A 20507-nucleotide genomic window follows, 5' to 3' on the forward strand; every position below is an offset into this window, starting at 1 on the left:
GGGCGTCCGCATATCGGATGTGGCGTGCGGGGCGGGTGCGCGGATGAGGGGAAAGGGGGAGGCCGGCGGCGGGCGTGCCGGTGGCGTGCGCTACGGAGCGTGATGGCGGGCGGCGGCGTACGGCGTGGGGCCGCACGCCGGTAGACGTACGGCGGCCCCGCTCCCTTGTGGGGGAACGGGGCCGCCGTACGGTGCCGGGTGCTCCAGCGGGCCGGTCTCAGTTGCGGTACGCCGACGCGTCCACGTCGCGCAGCATGCAGGTCAGCCGGGCGCTGCACACCCGCTTGTCGTTCTCGTCGGTGATGACGATCTCGTACGTGGCGGAGGAGCGGCCGCGGTGCACGGGGGTGGCGACGCCGGTGACCAGGCCGGAGCGGGCGCCGCGGTGGTGGGTGCAGTTCAGGTCGACGCCGACCGCCTGCTTGGCGGGGCCGCCGTGCAGCATCGCGCCGACCGAGCCGAGGGTTTCGGCGAGCACCGCGGAGGCGCCGCCGTGCAGCAGGCCGTACGGCTGGGTGTTGCCCTCGACGGGCATGGTGCCGACGACCCGCTCCGGCGCGGCCTCCAGGACCTGCACGCTCATGCGCGTACCGAGGTGTCCGGCGGAGAACAGCGCGGCGAGGTCCAGGCCCGGCTCGGCCCACTGGTCGATGATCTCCTGCGGAAACTTGGTCGCGCTCTGCTCGCCCATGTCCTGCGGCTCCGTTCGTGTGCCCGTGGTGTCGGTGCGGCGTACCGGGACGGCCGGACCGATGCCGGTCGTTGAGTCGTGCATGTTCTTATCAGGCTACTGATCGGCCGCCCGGCCCGGGGCGGGCTCCGGGCCGGGCGGCCGTGCGCACCGGGCTCAGGCTCCGGGTGCCGCCGGCTCCAGGCGGATCACCAGCGACTTGGAGGCCGGGGTGTTGCTGGTGTCGGCGGTGTGGTCGAGCGGCACCAGGACGTTGGTCTCCGGGTAGTACGCCGCCGCGCAGCCGCGCGCGGTCGGGTAGTGGACGACGCGGAAGCCGGGCGCGCGCCGCTCCGTGCCGTCCGTCCACTCGCTGACCAGGTCGGTGTACGAGCCGTCGGCGACGCCCAGCGCGCGGGCGTCCTCGGGGTTGACCAGGACGACGCGGCGGCCGTTCTTGATGCCGCGGTAGCGGTCGTCGAGGCCGTAGATGGTGGTGTTGTACTGGTCGTGCGAGCGCAGCGTCTGGAGGAGGAGCCGGCCCTCGGGCAGGTGCGGGTACTCCACGGGCGCGGCCGTGAAGTTGGCCTTGCCGGTGGCGGTGGGGAACTCGCGCCGGTCGCGCGGGGCGTGCGGCAGGGCGAAGCCGCCGGGCCGGGCGACCTTGGCGTTGAAGTCCTCGAAGCCGGGCACGACGCGGGCGATCCGGTCGCGGATCGTGGCGTAGTCCTTCTCGAACTCCTCCCAGGGCGTGGTGCTGCCCTGGCCGAGGACGCGCCGGGCGAGGCGGGCGACGATGGCCGGCTCGGAGAGCAGCCGCGTGCTCGCGGGAGCCAGCCGGCCGCGGGAGGCGTGCACCATGCCCATGGAGTCCTCGACGGTCACGAACTGCTCGCCGCCCGCCTGCACGTCCCGCTCCGTACGGCCGAGGGTGGGCAGGATCAGGGCGCGGGCGCCGGTGACCACGTGGGAGCGGTTGAGCTTGGTGGAGACGTGGACGGTGAGCCGGGCGCGGCGCACGGCGGCCTCGGTGACCTCCGTGTCCGGGGTGGCGGAGACGAAGTTGCCGCCCATCGCGAAGAAGACCTTGGCGTCGCCGTCGCGCAGGGCGCGGATGGCCCGTACGACGTCGAAGCCGTGCTCGCGGGGCGGCGCGAAGCCGAACTCCTTCTCCAGGGCGTCCAGGAAGGCGGGCGCGGGGCGCTCGAAGATGCCCATGGTGCGGTCGCCCTGTACGTTGCTGTGGCCGCGCACGGGGCACACGCCGGCGCCGGGGCGGCCGATGTTGCCGCGCAGCAGCAGGAAGTTGACGACTTCCTGGATGGTGGGGACGGAGTGCTTGTGCTGGGTCAGGCCCATGGCCCAGCACACGATCGTGCGCCGCGACGCCAGGACCATCTCCAGGGTGCGCTCGATCTCGGCGCGGGTCAGGCCGGTGGCGGCGAGCGTCGCCTCCCAGTCGGTGTCCGCGCGGGCCGCCGCGGCGAACTCCTCGAAGCCGTGGGTGTGCTCCTCGATGAAGGCGGTGTCGACCGCGCCCTCGGTCTCCAGGATGAGCCGGTTCAGCGTACGGAAGAGGGCCTGGTCGCCGCCGATGCGCACCTGGAGGAACAGGTCGGTCAGGGCCGTGCCGCGGCCGGCGAGGCCGCGCGGGGTCTGCGGGTTCTTGAAGCGCTCCAGGCCCGCCTCGGGCAGCGGGTTGATCGAGATGATCTTCGCGCCGCCGTTCTTGGCCTGCTCCAGCGCGGAGAGCATCCGGGGGTGGTTGGTGCCCGGGTTCTGCCCGGCGACGATGATCAGATCGGCCTTGTACAGGTCCTCCAGCAGGACGCTGCCCTTGCCGATGCCGATGGTCTCCGTGAGCGCGGAGCCGGAGGACTCGTGGCACATGTTGGAGCAGTCGGGCAGGTTGTTCGTGCCGAATTCGCGGGCGAAGAGCTGGTAGAGGAAGGCGGCCTCGTTGCTCGTGCGCCCCGAGGTGTAGAAGACGGCCTCGTCGGGGGAGTCGAGGGCGGTCAGCTCCTCGGCGATGATGTCGAAGGCCCGCTCCCAGGACACCGGCTCGTAGCGGTCGGCGCCCTCGGGCAGGTACACGGGGTGGGTCAGCCGGCCCTGCTGGCCGAGCCAGTAGCCGCTGCGGTCCGCGAGGTCGGAGACCGGGTGGGCGGCGAAGAACTCCGGGGTGACGCGGCGCAGCGTGGCCTCCTCGGCCACCGCCTTGGCGCCGTTCTCGCAGAACTCGGCCGCGTGCCGGTGCTCGGGCTCGGGCCAGGCGCAGCCGGGGCAGTCGAAGCCGTCCTTCTGGTTGACCCGGAGCAGTGTCAGGGCCGTGCGGCGCACGCCCATCTGCTGCTGGGACACGCGCAGCGCGTGTTTGATGGCCGGCAGGCCGACGGCGGAGTGCTCCGGTGCCGTGACCTCGGGCGCGTCCTGGATGGGGTCCGACGCGGGCGGCTTGCCTGCCATGGCCTCTCCCTTGAGCCGGGCCCAGCCGCGGGCCCGGCGGTGTGTCCGGGCGGCTGCTGAGCGTGGTCGGTGCAGTTGGGGCGTGCGGCGCGGTCCCCGCGGGCGGCGGCGGCCGGATGTCCGTACACCTTTAGATCCTGTCACGGACGGCTGACAGCGGCGCCGCCGCGGTCGTCGCGGCGGGGATTGTCAGTGGGGCGTGGCAGGATCGGGGTGTGGCAGCAAAGGCAGCGAAGAAGAGCGAAGCGACCGGCACCGAAGCGGTGGAGGGCGGCCGTCCCCGGCTGCTCCTGATGGACGGGCATTCCATGGCGTACCGGGCGTTCTTCGCCCTCCCCGTGGAGAATTTCACCACCGCCACCGGGCAACCGACCAATGCGATCTACGGCTTCGCGTCGATGCTCGCGAACACCCTGCGTGACGAGGCGCCCACGCACTTCGCGGTGGCCTTCGACGTCTCGCGCAAGACCTGGCGCTCGGAGGAGTTCCCCGACTACAAGGCGAACCGCTCCAAGACCCCCGACGAGTTCAAGGGCCAGGTCGAGCTGATCGGCGAGATGCTGGACGCGATGCGCGTCAAGCGGTTCGCCGTGGAGGGCTTCGAGGCCGACGACGTCATCGCCACGCTCGCCACCCAGGCCACCGCCCAGGGCTTCGAGGTCTCCATCGTCACCGGCGACCGCGACTCCTTCCAGCTGGTCACCGACGACATCACGGTGCTCTACCCCACCAAGGGCGTCTCCGAGCTGACCCGCTTCACCCCGGAGAAGGTCCAGGAGAAGTACGGCCTGAGCCCCGCCCAGTACCCGGACTTCGCGGCGCTGCGCGGCGACCCGTCCGACAACCTGCCCGGCATCCCCGGCGTCGGCGAGAAGACCGCCGCGAAGTGGATCAACCAGTTCGGTTCGTTCGCGGAGCTGGTGGAGCGCGCCGAGGAGGTCAAGGGCAAGGCCGGGCAGAATTTCCGCGACCACCTGGAGGCGGTCAAGCTCAACCGCGTCCTGACCGAGATGGTGCGGGACGTGGAGCTGCCCTGCGGCCCCGCCGAGCTGGTGCGCGAGGCCTACGACCGCAAGGCGCTGACCGTCTTCCTGGAGGCGCTGGAGATCCGCAACCAGGGCCTGCGGGAGCGCCTGCTGGCCGCCGACCCGGGCGCCGAGGAGGCCGGGGACGCCGGTCCCGCGCCCGCCGAGGTGGAGATCGACGGCACGGTCGCCGGCGCCGGCGAGCTGGCCCCGTGGCTGGCCGAGCACGGCAGGAAGCTGCTCGGTGTCTCCACGGTCGACACCTGGACGGTGGGCAGCGGCAGTGTCGCCGAGGTGGCCCTGGCCACCGCCGAGGGCCCGGCCGTCTGGTTCGACCCCACGGAGCTGGACGAGGCCGACGAGCGCGCCTTCGCCGCCTGGAGCGCCGACCCGGCCAGCCACAAGGTCATGCACAACGTCAAGGGCCTGATGCGGGTCTTCGCCGAGCACGGCTGGACCATCGCCGGCGTCACGATGGACACCGCCCTCGCCGCCTACCTGGTCAAGCCGGGCCGCCGCTCCTTCGCCCTGGACGCCCTGTCCGTCGAGTACCTGGGCCGCGACCTGGCCCCGGCCGCCGAGGACAACGGCCAGCTGGCCTTCGGCGCCGACGACCGCGCCCAGGCCGACGCCCTGATGAACCAGGCGCGTACGGTCCTGGACCTCGGCGCCGCCATGACCACCAAGCTCGACGAGGTCGGCGCGGCCGGGCTGCTGCGCGACCTGGAGCTGCCCACCAGCGTGCTGCTGGCCCGGATGGAGCGGGCCGGCATCGCCGCCGACCGCGGCTGGCTGGAGCGCATCGAGCAGCAGTTCGCCGCCGCCGTCCAGCAGGCCGTACAGGAGGCGCACGCCGCGGCGGGCCACGAGTTCAACCTCGGCTCGCCCAAGCAGCTCCAGGAGGTCCTCTTCGGCGAGCTGGGCCTGCCCAGGACCAAGAAGACCAAGACCGGTTACACCACCGACGCCGACGCCCTGGCCTGGCTCGCCGCGCAGACCGAGAACGAACTCCCGGTGATCATGCTGCGCCACCGTGAGCAGTCCAAGCTGCGCACCACGGTCGAGGGCCTGATCAAGACGATCGCGGCGGACGGCCGTATCCACACCACCTTCAACCAGACCGTCGCCGCCACCGGCCGCCTCTCCTCCACCGAGCCCAACCTCCAGAACATCCCGGTCCGTACGGACGAGGGCCGCGCGATCCGCCGCGGCTTCGTCGTCGGCGAGGGGTACGAATCCCTGCTGACCGCCGACTACAGCCAGATCGAGCTGCGCGTGATGGCCCACCTCTCCGAGGACGCGGGCCTGATCGAGGCGTTCACCTCCGGCGAGGACCTGCACACCACCGTCGCCTCCCAGGTCTTCTCGGTCGCCAAGTCCGAGGTCGACCCGGAGATGCGCCGCAAGATCAAGGCGATGTCCTACGGCCTGGCGTACGGCCTGTCCGCCTTCGGCCTCTCCCAGCAGCTCGGCATCCAGCCCGACGAGGCCCGCCGCCTGATGGACACCTTCTTCGAGCGGTTCGGCGGGGTGCGCGACTACCTCCAGGACGTCGTCGACAAGGCCCGCGCCACCGGCTATACCGAGACGATCATGGGCCGTCGCCGCTACCTCCCGGACCTCAACAGCGACAACCGCCAGCGCCGCGAGATGGCCGAGCGGATGGCGCTGAACGCCCCGATCCAGGGCACCGCCGCCGACATCGTCAAGGTGGCCATGCTGCGGGTGGACGAGGCGCTGCGGGCGGCGGACCTGTCTTCCCGGATGCTGCTCCAGGTGCACGACGAAATCGTGGTCGAGGTGGCCCCGGGCGAGCGGGCGCAGGTCGACGAGCTGGTCCGCCGCGAGATGGCGGGCGCCGTGGAGCTGCGCGCCCCGCTGGACGTGTCGGTCGGCTACGGCGGCGACTGGGAGTCGGCGGCGCACTGATCGGGGCGCACGGCGCCCCCGGCGGGTGCGCCCGCAGGCGCCGCATACGGCGGCGTCCTGCCGGTGCCGACCGCGGCCCCGCGTAGGACCGCTTACGGCCGGGAGCCGGAGCGGTCGTAAGCGGCGCCGCCGTCGGCCAGGGGCGCGCGGTCGCGGCGGTGCAGCAGCCGCGCCCCCACCGCGTACAGCGGCAGTCCGAGGGCGAGGCCCGCACCCGCGCCGAAGAGCACGGTCGGTACGTAGTCGAACCACGTCACCGCCATGTCCCCGAATGCGGCGCGGGCCCGCAGCGTCCGGTGCGCGGCCCCGGCCAGCAGGCACACCGTGAGCAGCGCCACGGCCGGCAGCCGCCCGCCGGCCGGCTCCGGCAGCCCGGCCGGTGCCGCCGGGTCCGGCACCCGCCGCAGCGCCGTCCACAGGAACCAGCCGATCACGCCCAGGGCCAGCGCGGACGTGCCGTACTGGACGTATGTGCACAGGGGGAAGCCCCCGACGGTCTCGTTCAGTACGGGGATCAGCCGGGTGCCCCAGCGGCCCGGATGCGTGAACGCGTCCCAGACGGTGTGGGTCAGCGCGCCCAGCACCGCCGAGACGCAGAACCAGGCGAGGTACGCGGCGAGCGGCCGGCCGCCCGTGCCCGGACGGCCGCGCACCACCGCGTACACCCTGCCGCGCCAGGCCGCCGGCAGCAGCGCCACCAGCGGCTCGCGCAGCAGCAGCCAGCCGCCCACGAGGGCGGCGGTGATCAGCACGTCCACGGTCAGCACGCCCGGTATCCCGTGTGTGAAGTCGCCGAACAGCATGGCGCCGGGCAGCACGCTGTCCGCGAAGTAGGTGAGGTCGGGGGCGAACGACCCGGCGACGAGAGCCGAGGCGACCAGCGGTCCGCGCGCCTCCCCGGTGCGGCGCACCACCGGCAGCACAGCGGCAGCGTGGCTGAGTGTGAACGGCATGGCTCTCTCCCTGATCGTTTAGGATCAGTATGTCTGGCGTTGCGAGCAGTAGAAGCCCGCCAGAAGTTGTCGTAGTGTCACGTGAGTTGGGAGCGCCGGGGAGCGCGCTACGGCGCCGTGCGCGCGGTGGATCAACGCTGAGGGGACGGGCACAGATGGCAGCCACATTCGGGCGGCGGCTCCGCAAGGGAGCGGCCTCGACGGCGGTGGCGGCGCTCGCGCTGGCCGCCCTGACCGCTTCCCAGGCACCGGGAGCGGCCGAGAGCAGGACCGGCAGCGAGGCCAAGGACCCCGCGTCGGCCGGCGACACCCCCATCGACGGCGGCTCGCCGTACTACACCGACCTGCCGCCCCTCAACAGCCCGGTGCGGCCCGGTGGTTCGCCCGGCTCCGGCGGTCCGGTCGTCACCGGCCCGGCCGAAGCGGGCATCCCCGCCACCGTCCTGGACGCGTACAAGAAGGCCGAGGCCCAGGTCGCCCGGACCCAGCCCGGCTGCCGGCTGCCCTGGCAGCTGCTCGCCGCCATCGGCAAGGTCGAATCCGGCCACGCCCGCGGCGGCGCCGTGGACGCCGAGGGCACCACCCTCCAGCGGATCACCGGCCCGCAGCTCAACGGCAAGGGCTTCGCGATGATCAGCGACACCGACCACGGTGTCTTCGACGGCGACACCACACACGACCGCGCGGTAGGCCCGATGCAGTTCATCCCCTCGACCTGGTCCAAGGGCGGCCCCGACGGCAAGGGCTGGGGCGCCGACGGCAACGGCGACGGCCTCGCGGACCCCAACAACATCTACGACGCCGCCCTCGGCGCCGGCCGCTACCTGTGCGCCAACGGACGCGACCTGGGGACGCAGAGCGATCTGGACAAGGCCGTCCTCGGCTACAACCCGTCGCGGGAGTACCTGAACACGGTACTGTCCTGGCTCGCCTTCTACCGCAAGGGCACCCACGAGGTCCCCGACGGCAAGGGGCTGCTGCCGGTCCACCGCGGCGGCGTGAGCAACGGACAGGGCACCAAGCCCACCCCGGGCGCCGGGTCCACCCCCGGCCGTACGACCGGGCCGGGCGCGGGCCGGAGCGGCGGCACGACCCCCGAGCCGGGCGGCAACGGCAGCGGCAAGCCGACCACGCCGTCCAAGCCGACGACCCCGCCCGCCAAGCCCGGCACCCACGAGCCCGAGCCCACCAAGCCGCCCACCACACCTCCGACCAAGCCGCCGACCAAGCCCACCCCCGCGCCCGTCGCCGCACTGGAGCAGGTCGGCGCCGAGGACCTCACGGCCACCGTCGGCGAGGACTTCGGGCAGATCGTGCGCGTACGGGCGAAGGACACCGCGGGCAAGCCGGTCGCGGGCGTTCCCGTCGAGTTCCGTATCGTCGGCGAGACCGGCGCCCGCTTCCCGGGCAAGGCCGACCGCGTCACGGTACGGACCGGCGCCGACGGCATCGCCACCGCGCCCCGTATCAACGCGGGCGACAAGGCGGGCGGCTTCACCGTCCGCGCGACCGCGGTGGGCCGCCAGGTGCCCGCGGCCGAGACCGGCGCCACCGTCAAGGCCAAGCCGGCGCCCGCCCCCAAGGCCGACGCGCTGGCCCGTACGTCCGACGCCAAGCTGACGGCGAAGGCCGGCACCGCGTTCGCCGAGGGCGCCGTCGAGATCAAGGCCACCTACCGGGGCAAGATCGCGGCGGGTGCCGCGGTGACCGCCACCATGGTCACCGACGACCCGAAGCAGCCCGTCGAGAACGACAAGGGGCCCTACTTCGCGGGCACCGAGGACAAGGACGCGGGCAAGAGCGGGAGCAAGGACAGCAAGGACGGGGACAAGGGAGCGGGCAGGGGAGCGGACAAGGAGAAGCAGGTCCGCAGCCTGACGCTCAAGACGGGTGCCGACGGCCTGCTGAAGCTGCCGGAGATCCGTACGGACCAGCACGCGGGTACGTTCCTGCTGCGTCTGACCACCGCCGACGGCGCGGTCCTGACCGTCGAGCTGACCGTCACGGCGTAACTTTCGCGCCGCCACATCGGCTCCGAAGACATCGGGTCCGCCACATCGGCGCCGCCACATCGGCTTCACCACCGCCGTCCTGCTCCCGCCGGAGCCGGGCGGCGGTGGTCGTTCCGCTGCCGGACAGTGGCGACGGTGGCGTCCTCGCGCCGCCCCTGTCGGTACGACGTGTTCTCATCTGCGCCGCCCGTTGCTACGGTGCCCCCGCCCCTGACGCCCTATCAGCTCACCGGAGCCCGCGACACGGCAAGCGCCCGGCCCCGGGCGCGCGGCACGCCGCCCCATGGGTCCCGGCGCACGGGACGCCGCTCCGTACAGCGGCTCCCAGGGAGGCCGAGCATGCGCGCACTGACAGCCGTCGCGATCGGACTGGCCGCGGCCTTCGCCCTCGTCCTGGCCATCACCGCGGCCGGCGCGCCCAGCGGCGGGACCTCCCCCGAACCGCTGCTCACCACCGTCCCCGCGCACCCCTGAGGGAGGGACGCCGCCGCCATGCGACGCAAAGCCAGCCTGGTCCTGCTCGCGTTCGCCGTCTTCTTCGCCGCACTGTCCCCGCTGCTGCGCTGGTACGCCTTCCCGCGACTCGCCAAGATCCCGCCGAACCAGTACCAGGACACGGTGCTGGAGGCGAAGCCCGCCACCCTCCTCGACTACGGCACAATGCGGGCCCGGCAGGTCCCGAAGGTCTCCATCGTGCAGACGCTCAAGGGCAACGTCGAGGAGTCCGAACGCATCGAGAAGACCGCCGGCCGGGACGTGGTGGTCTGGGACGCGCTCTCCTACGTCGCCGGACCCGACGGCAAGATGGTCTCCCGGATCCCGGAGCGCTACATCTTCGACGCCCACACCCAGGAACCCGTGCACGCCACCGGCGAGATGGTCGACGGCGACCCCGTACGGCGTACCGGCATCGAGTACAAGTGGCCGTTCCTCACGGAACAGCGGGACTACGACTACTTCGACGCGCAGACCCGCACCAGCGCCCCCATCCACTACAAGGGCGTCCGCACCTTCCGCGGCCTGGACGTCTACTACTTCGAGCAGACCATTCCCTGGACCAAGGTGCCCTTCCCGAAGAAGCTGCCGGTGCAGGGCATCACCTCGGAGGCCGTCGCGAAATCCGGCACCACCCGGTGGTACAGCACCAAGCGGATGTTCTGGGTGGAGCCGGTCACCGGCGCGCCCGTCAACGGGGAGGAGATCCACAAGGAGGAGCTGCGCGGCGGCGGCCTCGTCCCCGGCGGCGGCAAGGTCACCGCCTTCTCCGGGCACGTGAAGATGCGGCCGGACTACGTGACCGCCACGGTCGACCTCGTCACTTCCCAGCGCCGGCTCGTCCTGCTCCTCACCAGCTACCTTCCGTGGGGTTTCCCGGCCCTCGGGGTCGCGCTCCTCACGCTGGCCCTGGTCTTGGAGGCCCGGGGGCGTCGCCGCCCGGAACGCGGTCGTCCGGAGCCGGGCCGTCCCGAGCGGATCGGTTCCGCCTGAGCCGTGCCCGGTCAGCTTCGCCTGTTGAGGCGCGCCGTCGTGTGCCGGGTCGGCTGCGCGCCGGACGGGTCCTCCGGCCAGGGGTGCTTCGGGTAGCGGCCGCGCAGTTCGGCCCGTACGGACCGGTAGCCGTCCCGCCAGAAGGACGCCAGGTCGGCCGTCACGGCGGCCGGACGCCCGGCGGGGGACAGCAGGTGGACGAGGACGGGCACCCGCCCGTCCGCCACCCGCGGGGACTCCTGCCAGCCGAACAGCTCCTGGAGCTTGACGGCCAGCACCGGCTGCTCGCCGCCGTAGTCCACACGTATCCGCGACCCGCTCGGCACCTCGATGCGCTCCGGCGCCAGCTCGTCGAACCGGACCGCCGCACCGCTCGCCCACGGCAGCAGCCGGGCCAGCGCCTGGCCCGCGTCGACCCGCTCCAGGTCGGCGCGCCGCTTCGCCCGGCCCAGCTCCACGTCCAGCCAGGTGTCCAGCCCGGCCAGCAGCGCCGCGTCCGACACGTCGGGCCACTCGCCGCCCAGCTCCCGGTGCAGGAACGCCATCCGGTCCCGCAGCGCCCGCGCGCCGTCGGTCCAGCGCAGCAGCCCCAGACCCTCCCGGCGCAGCCCGTCCGCCAGCGCCTCCCGGACGAGGGCGGGGTCGGGGGAGCGCAGCGGGCGGGCGACCAGTTCGACCGCGCCGAGCCGTTCGACGGAGCGGGCCACCACGTCCCCGTCGGCCCAGCGGACCTCCTCGCCCGCCGCGTACAGCGCCCCGGCCGCCGTACGCGCGGTGTCCTCGTCGATCTCCGCCGCCAGCCGCACCCGCGCGGACGCCGCCGCCACGGGCCGGTCGGCGACCGCCACCGCCAGCCACGGCGCGCTGCGCAGCCGCGAGCCGTCGCCCAGCTCGGCGCCGGTCCCGGACGCCATCAGGAACGCGCCCGCGCCCCGGGCCCGTGCCACCCGCTCGGGGAAGGCCAGCGCGGCCACCAGACCGGCGGCCGCGTCGTCGGAGCCGTGCGGCGCCTCGGGGACGGGTTCCGTACGTGTGCCGCCCGCGCCCGCCACCGCCGAGGCCAGCCTGCGGGCCTCCTGGCGCCAGCGGGCGCCGTACGCGTCCTGCCCGCGCCGGGCCGTACGCCACGCCGCGGCCAGATCGTCCCCGTACTCCCGCGGCGGCTCCTCGCTCAGCAGCGCGACCACCTCCGCGGCCCGGCGGCCGCCGACCCGGCGCGCGCCGTCCAGCAGGGCGCGCGCCAGGCGCGGGTGCAGGCCGAGCCGGGACATGCGTACGCCACGGTCCGTGACCCGGCCGTCCGCGTCCACCGCGCCGATCGCGGTCAGCACCTCGCGCGCGGCGGCCAGCGCGCCCGCGGGCGGCGCGTCGAGCAGGGCCAGACCGGCCGCGTCCGGATCGCCCCAGCAGGCGGCCTGCAACGCGAACGCGGTGAGATCCGCGACCTTGATCTCCGGCGCCGAGAAGCGCGGCAGCCGCGCGTCCTCGCCCTCGGACCAGCAGCGGTAGACCGTCCCCGGCGCCTCACGCCCGGCCCGCCCCGCGCGCTGCCGGGCCGATGCCTGGGAGGCCCGTACGGTCGTCAGCGCGCTCAGCCCGCGCGCGTGATCGGTACGGGGCTCCCGCGCCAGCCCGCAGTCCACGACCACCCGGACGCCCGGCACCGTCAGGCTCGACTCGGCCACCGAGGTCGCCAGCACCACCCGCCGCCCGGAACCACCGGACAGCACGGCGTCCTGTACGGCTGCCGGCGCCCGTCCGTGCACCTGCAAAACCTCGGTGCCGTCGGCCGCGACATCGCCCAACTGCCCCGCCACCCGGGCGATCTCCCCCACGCCGGGCAGGAAACAGAGCACATCGCCCGAACGCTCGCGCAACGCCCGCCGCACCGTCGCCGCGACATGCCCGAGCAGCGCCGGATCCACCCGCATGCCGTGCGCGGGCCGCACCGGCCGCTCCGGCGGCGCCCAGACGACCTCCACGGGGTGAGAGACCCCTGCGGCCTCCACCACCGGAGCCGGGCCGTCGGCGCCGCCGTCCGCGCCGTCCCCGTCGCATGCGCCGTCCCCGCCCAGCAGCCTGGACCAGCCCGCCGCGTCCGTCGTCGCCGAGGCCGCGAGCAGCCGCAGGTCCGGGCGGAGCGTGGCCCGTACGTCCAGGAGGAAGGCGGCGGCGGTGTCGGCGTCCAGGTGCCGTTCATGGCACTCGTCCAGGATGACCGCGTCGACACCCGAAAGTTCGGGGTCCCGCTGCAACCGTTGCAGCAGCACACCGGTCGTCACGACCTCGACGACCGTACGGGGGCCCGCCCGGCGCTCGCCGCGCACGGTGAAGCCGACCCGTTCGCCCACCTGCTCACCCAGCAGCCAGGCCATCCGCCGGGCGGCGGCCCGGGCCGCGATCCGGCGCGGCTCGGCGACGAGCACGCGGCGGGGGCCGGTGGGGGCCTCCGGCCCGGTCAGACCGGCCAGGGCCAGCGGCACCAAGGTCGTCTTGCCGGTGCCCGGCGGCGCACACAGCACCGCCACGCCATGCCCGTCCAGCGCTTCCTGAAGCGCGGGCAGGGCGGTGCGTACGGGCAACTGGGCGAGGGCGTCGTGGCGGATCACTCCACTAGTTTCCCGGAGCGCTCGGTACGGGGCGGTGGCGGACTGTCCTGTACCGGGCGGTGGCGGACTGTCCCGTACCGGGGCGCCGGCCTGTCCTATACCGGGTGGTGCCGGACTGTCCCGCCCCACACTGGGCGGCACCGGACGGCCCCACACCGGGCGGGCCGGACCTTCCGCTCCCCATCGGGCCGGCGCCGGACCGCACCGGCCCGTACCAGCCCGTTGCCGAATCGTTCCTCCGGTCAGTCCGCCACGCAGACGAAGATCGCCGTACCGGGGATCAGGTTTCCGCGCAGCGGGGACCAGCCACCCCACTCCTGGGTGTTCCACTCCGGCCACTCCGGCTCGACCAGGTCCACCAGCCGGAAGCCCGCCGTGACCACGTCCCGCACCCGGTCACCCAGCGTCCGGTGGTGCTCCACGTACACCGCGCGGCCGCTCTCGTCCTGCTCGACGTAGGGGGTGCGGTCGAAGTACGACGCGCCCACGCTCAGCCCCTCCGGGCCCGGCTCGTCCGGGAAGGCCCAGCGGATGGGGTGGGTCACCGAGAACACCCAGCGCCCGCCCGGCCGCAGTACCCGCCGCACCTCGCGCAGCACCCGCACCGGATCGGCGACGAAGGGGATCGCCCCGTACGCGGAACAGGCCAGGTCGAAGGAGGCGTCGCGGAAGGGCAGCGCACCGGCGTCCGCCTCGACCAGCGCGACCGGCCCCGACACGCCGGGTGCCGGGCCGTCGGCCTCCGCCTCCGTACCGATGCGCAGCGCGTGCTGGAGCTGGCGGTGCGAGAGGTCGAGCGCCACCGGACGGGCGCCCTGCGCAGCCAGCCAGCGCGAGCACTGGGCAGCCCCCGCCCCGATCTCCAGGACGCGCTGCCCCTTCAGCTCCGCCGCGGGCCCCAGCAGCCCGGCCTCCGCCTCGTCCAGCCCTTCGGGACCCCACACGAAACGGTCGTCCCCCAGGAACGCTCCGTGCTCGTTCTGGTACTCGTCCGCGTTACGGTCCCACCAGCCTCGGCTGGCCCGGCTGCTCTCCGTGTCCGAGGCGGCACGTCGTGTCGCCTCCGGCTCGTACTCTTGGATCATCGCGCCCGTCGTCGTACTCTTCGCTGAGCTTGTGGCTGCCGGTCTCGGCGAGGCCCTGTTGGCCTCGCGGAACATGGCGTGTGCCGGTTATGGGGCGTTCCGCCCCGGGTGTGCGCCTTCGCGCATTGACCGTGTCCGGCTGCCCCCGTATGCTACAAGTTGCGCTGCGGGCCTGCGCACCTCAGACGGAGCAGGTCGCGCTCGCATCTGTATGTATGTCCCCTCGGTTTTCGGGATGCTGCCGGGGCTTCGGTTGGTTCGGAGTTCCCTGGCTCACGCGTCCTTGACGCTGTCCGGTCTTATGCAGAAGCGATACAGGCTCCCGGCGTAGCAGTACCTACGACTTCAATGTCCGTACCGGAGCCCTTTCCCACATGACGAGCAGCACCGAGACCACCGCCACCACCCCGCAGGTTGCGGTCAACGACATCGGTAACGAGGAAGCCTTCCTCGCCGCGATCGACGAGACGATCAAGTACTTCAACGACGGCGACATCGTCGACGGCGTCATCGTGAAGGTCGACCGGGACGAGGTCCTGCTCGACATCGGTTACAAGACCGAAGGCGTTATCCCGAGCCGCGAGCTCTCGATCAAGCACGACGTCGACCCCAACGAGGTCGTCGCCGTCGGTGACGAGATCGAGGCCCTGGTCCTCCAGAAGGAGGACAAGGAAGGCCGCCTGATCCTCTCGAAGAAGCGCGCCCAGTACGAGCGTGCCTGGGGCACCATCGAGAAGATCAAGGAAGAGGACGGGATCGTCACCGGTACCGTCATCGAGGTCGTCAAGGGTGGTCTCATCCTCGACATCGGCCTCCGTGGCTTCCTGCCGGCCTCCCTGGTCGAGATGCGCCGCGTGCGCGACCTGCAGCCCTACGTGGGCAAGGAGCTCGAGGCCAAGATCATCGAGCTGGACAAGAACCGCAACAACGTGGTCCTGTCCCGCCGTGCCTGGCTGGAGCAGACCCAGAGCGAGGTCCGCCAGACCTTCCTCACCACCCTCCAGAAGGGCCAGGTGCGCTCCGGCGTCGTCTCCTCCATCGTCAACTTCGGTGCCTTCGTGGACCTGGGTGGCGTCGACGGTCTGGTCCACGTCTCCGAGCTGTCCTGGAAGCACATCGACCACCCGTCCGAGGTCGTCGAGGTCGGCCAGGAGGTCACGGTCGAGGTCCTGGACGTCGACATGGACCGCGAGCGCGTGTCCCTGTCGCTCAAGGCGACCCAGGAAGACCCGTGGCAGCAGTTCGCCCGGACCCACCAGATCGGTCAGGTCGTCCCGGGTAAGGTCACCAAGCTCGTGCCGTTCGGTGCGTTCGTCCGCGTGGACGAGGGCATCGAGGGCCTGGTCCACATCTCCGAGCTGGCCGAGCGCCACGTGGAGATCCCGGAGCAGGTCGTCCAGGTCAACGACGAGATCTTCGTCAAGGTCATCGACATCGACCTGGAGCGTCGCCGGATCTCGCTGTCGCTGAAGCAGGCCAACGAGTCCTTCGGCGCCGACCCGACGGCGGTCGAGTTCGACCCGACCCTGTACGGCATGGCCGCGTCCTACGACGACCAGGGCAACTACATCTACCCCGAGGGCTTCGACCCCGAGACCAACGACTGGCTGCCGGGCTACGAGGCCCAGCGCGAGGCGTGGGAGACCCAGTACGCCGAGGCGCAGCAGCGCTTCGAGCAGCACCAGGCCCAGGTCATCAAGTCCCGCGAGGCCGACGAGCAGGCTGCGGCCGAGGGCGCGGCGGCCCCGGCGGCCGGCGGCAACGCCGGTGGCGGCAACGTCTCCGGTGGCTCGTACTCCTCGGAGTCGACGGACAACTCCGGCGCCCTGGCGTCGGACGAGGCCCTGGCCGCGCTGCGCGAGAAGCTGGCCGGCGGCCAGAGCTGAACGCGTCGGCCGGTAGGCGCTGACCGGGTTTCCGGTAGCGACCGGTAGGACATGGAAGGCCCGCTCCCTTTGGGGGCGGGCCTTCTGCTTGTTCGGGGACGGGGTGGTCGGGGGCGGAACTTGCGACGGTCGGGATGACGTTCGTGGTTTACGGGGATGGGGGCCGGGCTATCCGACCGGGACGCCCGGAGTGGCGATTCCGCGTCCGCCGGTGACCTTGTTGTCGCCGGTGATCGTTACCGGGCAGTCGGCCGCCTGGTAGTTGGTGATGTGGAAGCCGTAGCGGTCGGGGCCGGTCGCGCCGCTGAGGTCGGACCGGTTGTTGCGGAAGACCGTGCCGCAGCCCCAGCCCGGCTGCTGGCTGTGCGTCTCGTACCCGTTGTTACGCGTGTGCTTGCCGGTGTTGTCCTCCACCAGGACCTTGTTGCCCTTGATGTCGGCCCATGAGTCGTCGTAGTGCGCCCCGGTCAGCCCGCTGCCGTCGAACGTATTACCGATGATCTTCGCGCCGGTCGTGCCCTCCTTGATGTCGATGTTCTCGCCGCCGACGCCGGGCCCGATCGTGTTGTGCAGGATCTGCACGTTGTCGCTCTTGTCCCCGGTGCCGCCCGCGCTGCCCACGTACACCCCCTCGCCCATGCCCCGGCCGTCCCGCCCGGTGTCGTAGATCTTCGAGTTCTTGAGGACGCCGTCCCTGCTGGACTTACGGAAGTGCACGCCCTCCATGTCCAGGCCGTGCACGGTGACGGAGTCGAGAACGACGCCCCGCGCCGCGTCCGTCACGATGCCTTTCTGGCCGCCGGTGACGGTGATGCCCCGGACCGTCCAGTACGAGGCGCCGTCCAGGTGAAGCCCGTAGCCGCCGCCCGCGCTCAGGACGGCTTTGGCGGATCCGGTGAGGGTGATCCGCGAAGAGGCGCCGGCCGCGGTGGTGGTCCGGAAGTTGCCCTTGTACGTACCGTCCGCGAGCCGGATGGTGTCGCCCGGCTTGGCCGCCGCCAGCGCGCTCTTGAGCTGGGCCGCGGTGGAGACGTCGAGGGTGCGGGCGGTGGTGGGTGCGGTGGCGGTGACGGGGGCGTTTCCGTGGGCCGTGGTGGAGGTGGCCGGCAGGGCGCCGATGGCCAGCAGGGCTGCGGTGGTGAGTGGCCCAGGGGGGAGCTTTCGCATCGGTATGCCTTCCTGTACGTGAACGGAGGACGTCAGCGTGAACAGGGAACGCGGTGAAGGTAGCACTTATCGATGCCCGGTCAACCTCTGGGGCCGGATGGGGTGTTGGGGTCCCGCGGTGCCGGAGTGAGGTGCCGTCGCGGGCATCCCCGGGGCTCGGATTCGCGTCTTATCGGTTGACACGTTCCATAAGCATGAGGACGGGCATTCATACGGGGGTATGGACATGTCAGGATTTGCGCCAGGCGATTTCAAGCGACGTGATTTCCTGCGCGCCGTCGGTGTCACCGGCGGCGCCGGGGCGATGTTCGCCACGATGGGCGCGCTGGGACTGGCGCCGACCGCCGAGGCGACGGCAGCCGAACCGGCCTTCACCGCGCCGCGGCCGAGCGACTTCACGCTGACGGGAAAGGCCGCCGCCAAGATCGTGGTCGTGGGCGGCGGCATCGCGGGCCTCACCGCGGCGTACGAACTGGGCAAGGCCGGATACGACTGCACCGTACTGGAAGCCGCGGACCGGACCGGCGGACGCAATCTGACCGTCCGAGGCGGCGACGTCGTCGTCGACACCCACGGCACCAAGCAGACCGCGCAGTTCTCCGACGGCCACTACATGAACACCGGCCCCGCCCGCATCGCGCAGTGGATGATCACACTCGACTACTGTCGCGAACTCGGCGTACCGCTGGAAGTGTTCACCAACGTGAACGCGAGCGCGTACATCCATACTTCGCGTACCTCGGGTACCTCGCGTACCTCGGGTACGGCGTCCGGTGGCGGCCCGGTCCGCTTCCGTACCGCCAAGGCCGACATGTACGGCTACGTCTCCGAACTCCTGGCCAAGGCCACCGACAAAGGCGCCCTGGACAAGGAGCTGACCGCCGACGACCGCGAACGACTCCTGGAATTCCTGCGGGACTTTGGTGACATCGGCGGGCGGGTGAACGGCGATCCCGCCAAAAGCTGGCGCTATACGGGCAGTACGCGGCGCGGCTACCGCGTGGACCCCGGTGCGGCCGGCACACCCGGCACGGTCCTCGGCCCGGTCCCGTCCGTGTCCGACGTCCTCGCCAGCGGCGTCGGCCGCGCCTTCTCCTTCGAGTTCGGCTACGACCAGGCGATGCTGATGTACCAGCCGGTCGGCGGCATGGACCGGATACCGCAGGCGCTCACGCGGGCGGTGGGCGAGCGGAAGATCCGTACGGGCGCGGTGGTCACCCGTATCACCGACAAGACCGACGGCGTCACCGTCACATACACCCACCAGGGCCGCACCCGCACGCTCGACGCGGACTACTGCATCGCGGCCATGCCGCCCCACCTCCTCGCCCGCGTCCCGCACAACCTGGGCGGCGCGGTACAGAGCGCACTGGAGGCGTGCAAGCCGGACTCGGCGGCGAAGCTAGGCCTCGAATACCGCAGCCGGTGGTGGGAGGACGATCACCGGATCTACGGCGGAATCACCAACACCGACCTGGACGTCGGCGTCATCTGGTACCCGTCGTACGCCTTCCACGCGGAGCGCGGCGTGGTCATCGGCTACTACAACTTCGGGCGGGACGCCGACGTGTACGGGAAGCTGTCGCCGAAGGAGCGCGAGCGGCGGGCCGTCGCCCAGGGCGTCAAGATCCACGGGCCGAAGTACCGCACCGAACTCCTCACCTCCTTCTCCCAGCACTGGCGCCTGATGCCGCACGTCGAAGCCGCCTGGCACAGTCTGGAGGGCGGCCCGGACGCCCCCCGCTACGCCGCTCTCAACAAGCCCGCCGGCCGCGTCTACTTCGCGGGCGATCACCTCAGCCACACGGTCGCCTGGCAGCACGGGGCGTTCGCGTCGGCGCGGAAGGTGGTGGGGGAGGTGCATGGGAGGGTACTGCGGGGGTGAGGGGCCGGTGCGTGGTGGGTGAGGTGCGTGATGGGTGAGGTGGGGGGTGGGTGAGGTGGGGGTGGGTGAGGTAGGTGGAGGTGAGGCGGAGGGTAGGTGAGGGTGAGGTTGGTGGCGGGTGAGGTGGATGGGGTGGTCGTCGGGGCTGTGGGGTGTGGGGGGAGGCTGTGGGGGTGTGATCGGCGGTGGGAATGCCGGCGGCACGTAGGACGTTCTGGGGGACGAACATCGAGGAGGAGCGGACACTGTGTTGGATCCCCAGGGTTTGTACGAATGGGAGCCGAGCGGGCTCGCGGCAGTAGAGGCGATCACCGCGCGGGACTCCGCGGGGCTGGTGCTGCTGTACCACTTCGACGGCTACATCGATGCAGGTGAGACCGGCGACCAGATCGTGGACCGGCTGCTGGGCGGCCTCTCCCACCGGGTCGTCGCCCGCTTCGACCACGACCGGCTCGTCGACTACCGCGCCCGCAGGCCGCTGCTCACCTTCCAGCGCCACCGCTGGACCGCGTACGAGACCCCGAGCATCGAGCTGCGGCTCGTCGAGGATGCCACCGGCGCGCCGTTCCTGCTGCTGTCCGGCCCGGAGCCGGACGTGGAGTGGGAGCGCTTCGCGGCCGCGGTACGGCAGATGGTGGAGCGGCTCGGCGTACGGCTCGCGGTGAACTTCCACGGCATCCCGATGGGCGTCCCTCACACACGTCCCGTGGGCATCACGCCGCACGGCAATCGCACCGACCTCATGCCCGGCCACGCCAGCGTCTTCGACGAGGCCCAGGTGCCCGGCAGCGCCGAGGCGCTGATCGAGTTCCGGCTCGCGGAGGCCGGACACGACGTACTGGGCGTGGCCGCACACGTACCGCATTACGTGGCCCGGTCCCCGTACCCGGACGCGGCACTGACCGCCCTGGAGGCGGTCACGGCCGCCACCGGCCTGGTGCTGCCGTCCGCGGCGCACGCGCTGCGGACGGAGGCGCTGCGGACCCAGGAGGAGATCGAACGGCAGATCTCCGAGGGCGACGAGGAACTGGTCGCGCTGGTCAGCGGCCTTGAGCACCAGTACGACGCCGTGGCGGGCGCGGAGACCCGCGGGAACCTGGTGGCCGAACCGATGGAACTGCCCTCGGCCGAGGAGATCGGGCGGGAACTGGAACGCTTCCTGGCGGAGCGGGAGGGCGAAGGCGGCGGGCTCTGAAGGGCCGAGGGATCGAAGGGCTGGAGGGCCAAGAGGCCGAAAGGCTGAAGGGCCGAGACGCTGAAAGGCTGAAGGCCGTGGGGCCTGAAGCGAGGTCCCGGCCCGGGGCGAGGAGCTGAGCCGGGGAACAGGCCGCC

The 20507-nt window shown here is 72.2% G+C and carries 13 protein-coding genes; 7 read left to right on the top strand and 6 right to left on the bottom strand.

Annotation, left to right across the window (positions count from 1 at the left end; translation table 11 throughout):
* Positions 1-217: 217 nt before the first annotated feature.
* Both CP973_RS11620 and CP973_RS11625 read right to left on the bottom strand, forming a co-directional pair.
* Complete coding sequence (locus CP973_RS11620) at positions 218-691, bottom strand: PaaI family thioesterase (RefSeq protein WP_150243460.1); 474 nt, start codon at positions 689-691, stop codon at positions 218-220.
* Positions 692-847: 156 nt separating this feature from the next.
* Complete coding sequence (locus CP973_RS11625; RefSeq protein ID WP_150239932.1) at positions 848-3136, bottom strand: FdhF/YdeP family oxidoreductase; 2289 nt, start codon at positions 3134-3136, stop codon at positions 848-850.
* Between the two features lie 293 nt (positions 3137-3429).
* Between CP973_RS11625 and polA the strand changes: the two genes are divergently transcribed.
* A complete protein-coding gene (gene polA, locus CP973_RS11630) occupies positions 3430-6090 on the top strand; it encodes a DNA polymerase I (protein WP_208853246.1) in 2661 nt (886 codons plus the stop codon).
* Between the two features lie 92 nt (positions 6091-6182).
* Here polA and CP973_RS11635 read toward each other — a convergent pair whose 3' ends face one another.
* Complete coding sequence (locus CP973_RS11635; protein WP_150239937.1) at positions 6183-7043, bottom strand: DUF4184 family protein; 861 nt, start codon at positions 7041-7043, stop codon at positions 6183-6185.
* 155 nt (positions 7044-7198) lie between these two features.
* Between CP973_RS11635 and CP973_RS11640 the strand changes: the two genes are divergently transcribed.
* From CP973_RS11640 to pgfA, 3 genes are all read left to right on the top strand, one after another.
* A complete protein-coding gene (locus CP973_RS11640; RefSeq protein ID WP_150239939.1) occupies positions 7199-9055 on the top strand; it encodes a lytic transglycosylase domain-containing protein in 1857 nt (618 codons plus the stop codon).
* 339 nt (positions 9056-9394) lie between these two features.
* Entirely contained in the window at positions 9395-9529 is a 135-nt protein-coding gene (locus tag CP973_RS11645) for an SPW_0924 family protein (protein ID WP_150239941.1), read from the top strand.
* An 18-nt stretch (positions 9530-9547) separates the two neighbouring features.
* The gene (pgfA, locus tag CP973_RS11650; RefSeq protein ID WP_150239943.1) at positions 9548-10543 is read left to right on the top strand and encodes a cell envelope lipid trafficking protein PgfA; all 996 of its coding nucleotides are present in this window, start codon (positions 9548-9550) and stop codon (positions 10541-10543) included.
* Positions 10544-10554: 11 nt separating this feature from the next.
* Here the strand turns inward: pgfA and hrpB are convergent, their stop codons facing one another.
* Positions 10555-13152, bottom strand: a complete 2598-nt coding sequence (gene hrpB / locus CP973_RS11655) for an ATP-dependent helicase HrpB (RefSeq protein WP_150239945.1) — start codon at positions 13150-13152, stop codon at positions 10555-10557.
* Positions 13153-13394: 242 nt separating this feature from the next.
* Entirely contained in the window at positions 13395-14237 is an 843-nt protein-coding gene (locus CP973_RS11660) for a class I SAM-dependent methyltransferase (RefSeq protein WP_150239946.1), read from the bottom strand.
* 374 nt (positions 14238-14611) lie between these two features.
* Between CP973_RS11660 and rpsA the strand changes: the two genes are divergently transcribed.
* Positions 14612-16123 carry a 30S ribosomal protein S1 gene (rpsA, locus tag CP973_RS11670; RefSeq protein ID WP_003983922.1) on the top strand — a complete coding sequence of 504 codons (1512 nt, stop codon included), beginning with the start codon at positions 14612-14614 and terminating at the stop codon, positions 16121-16123.
* 168 nt (positions 16124-16291) lie between these two features.
* Here the strand turns inward: rpsA and CP973_RS11675 are convergent, their stop codons facing one another.
* Positions 16292-17290: a right-handed parallel beta-helix repeat-containing protein gene (locus CP973_RS11675; protein WP_150239948.1), complete on the bottom strand. Its 999-nt coding sequence runs from the start codon at positions 17288-17290 to the stop codon at positions 16292-16294.
* 226 nt (positions 17291-17516) lie between these two features.
* On the opposite strand from CP973_RS11675, the gene CP973_RS11680 reads away from it, so the two are divergent.
* Complete coding sequence (locus CP973_RS11680; RefSeq protein ID WP_425281960.1) at positions 17517-19175, top strand: flavin monoamine oxidase family protein; 1659 nt, start codon at positions 17517-17519, stop codon at positions 19173-19175.
* 247 nt (positions 19176-19422) lie between these two features.
* Positions 19423-20370 carry a proteasome assembly chaperone family protein gene (locus tag CP973_RS11685; protein ID WP_150239950.1) on the top strand — a complete coding sequence of 316 codons (948 nt, stop codon included), beginning with the start codon at positions 19423-19425 and terminating at the stop codon, positions 20368-20370.
* Positions 20371-20507 lie beyond the last annotated feature (137 nt).

The organism is Streptomyces albofaciens JCM 4342 (assembly GCF_008634025.1).
GTDB classification, from domain to species: Bacteria; Actinomycetota; Actinomycetes; order Streptomycetales; family Streptomycetaceae; genus Streptomyces; species Streptomyces albofaciens.

What these genes read in the sequence shown, in the direction of transcription:
- CP973_RS11620 (WP_150243460.1), bottom strand. Translation starts at nt 691, where the DNA reads ATGGGCGAGCAGAGCGCGACCAAGTTTCCGCAGGAGATCATCGACCAG.
- CP973_RS11625 (WP_150239932.1), bottom strand. Translation starts at nt 3,136, where the DNA reads ATGGCAGGCAAGCCGCCCGCGTCGGACCCCATCCAGGACGCGCCCGAG.
- polA (WP_208853246.1), top strand. Translation starts at nt 3,430, where the DNA reads ATGGACGGGCATTCCATGGCGTACCGGGCGTTCTTCGCCCTCCCCGTG.
- CP973_RS11635 (WP_150239937.1), bottom strand. Translation starts at nt 7,043, where the DNA reads ATGCCGTTCACACTCAGCCACGCTGCCGCTGTGCTGCCGGTGGTGCGC.
- CP973_RS11640 (WP_150239939.1), top strand. Translation starts at nt 7,199, where the DNA reads ATGGCAGCCACATTCGGGCGGCGGCTCCGCAAGGGAGCGGCCTCGACG.
- CP973_RS11645 (WP_150239941.1), top strand. Translation starts at nt 9,395, where the DNA reads ATGCGCGCACTGACAGCCGTCGCGATCGGACTGGCCGCGGCCTTCGCC.
- pgfA (WP_150239943.1), top strand. Translation starts at nt 9,548, where the DNA reads ATGCGACGCAAAGCCAGCCTGGTCCTGCTCGCGTTCGCCGTCTTCTTC.
- CP973_RS11660 (WP_150239946.1), bottom strand. Translation starts at nt 14,237, where the DNA reads ATGATCCAAGAGTACGAGCCGGAGGCGACACGACGTGCCGCCTCGGAC.
- rpsA (WP_003983922.1), top strand. Translation starts at nt 14,612, where the DNA reads ATGACGAGCAGCACCGAGACCACCGCCACCACCCCGCAGGTTGCGGTC.
- CP973_RS11675 (WP_150239948.1), bottom strand. Translation starts at nt 17,290, where the DNA reads ATGCGAAAGCTCCCCCCTGGGCCACTCACCACCGCAGCCCTGCTGGCC.
- CP973_RS11680 (WP_425281960.1), top strand. Translation starts at nt 17,517, where the DNA reads ATGTCAGGATTTGCGCCAGGCGATTTCAAGCGACGTGATTTCCTGCGC.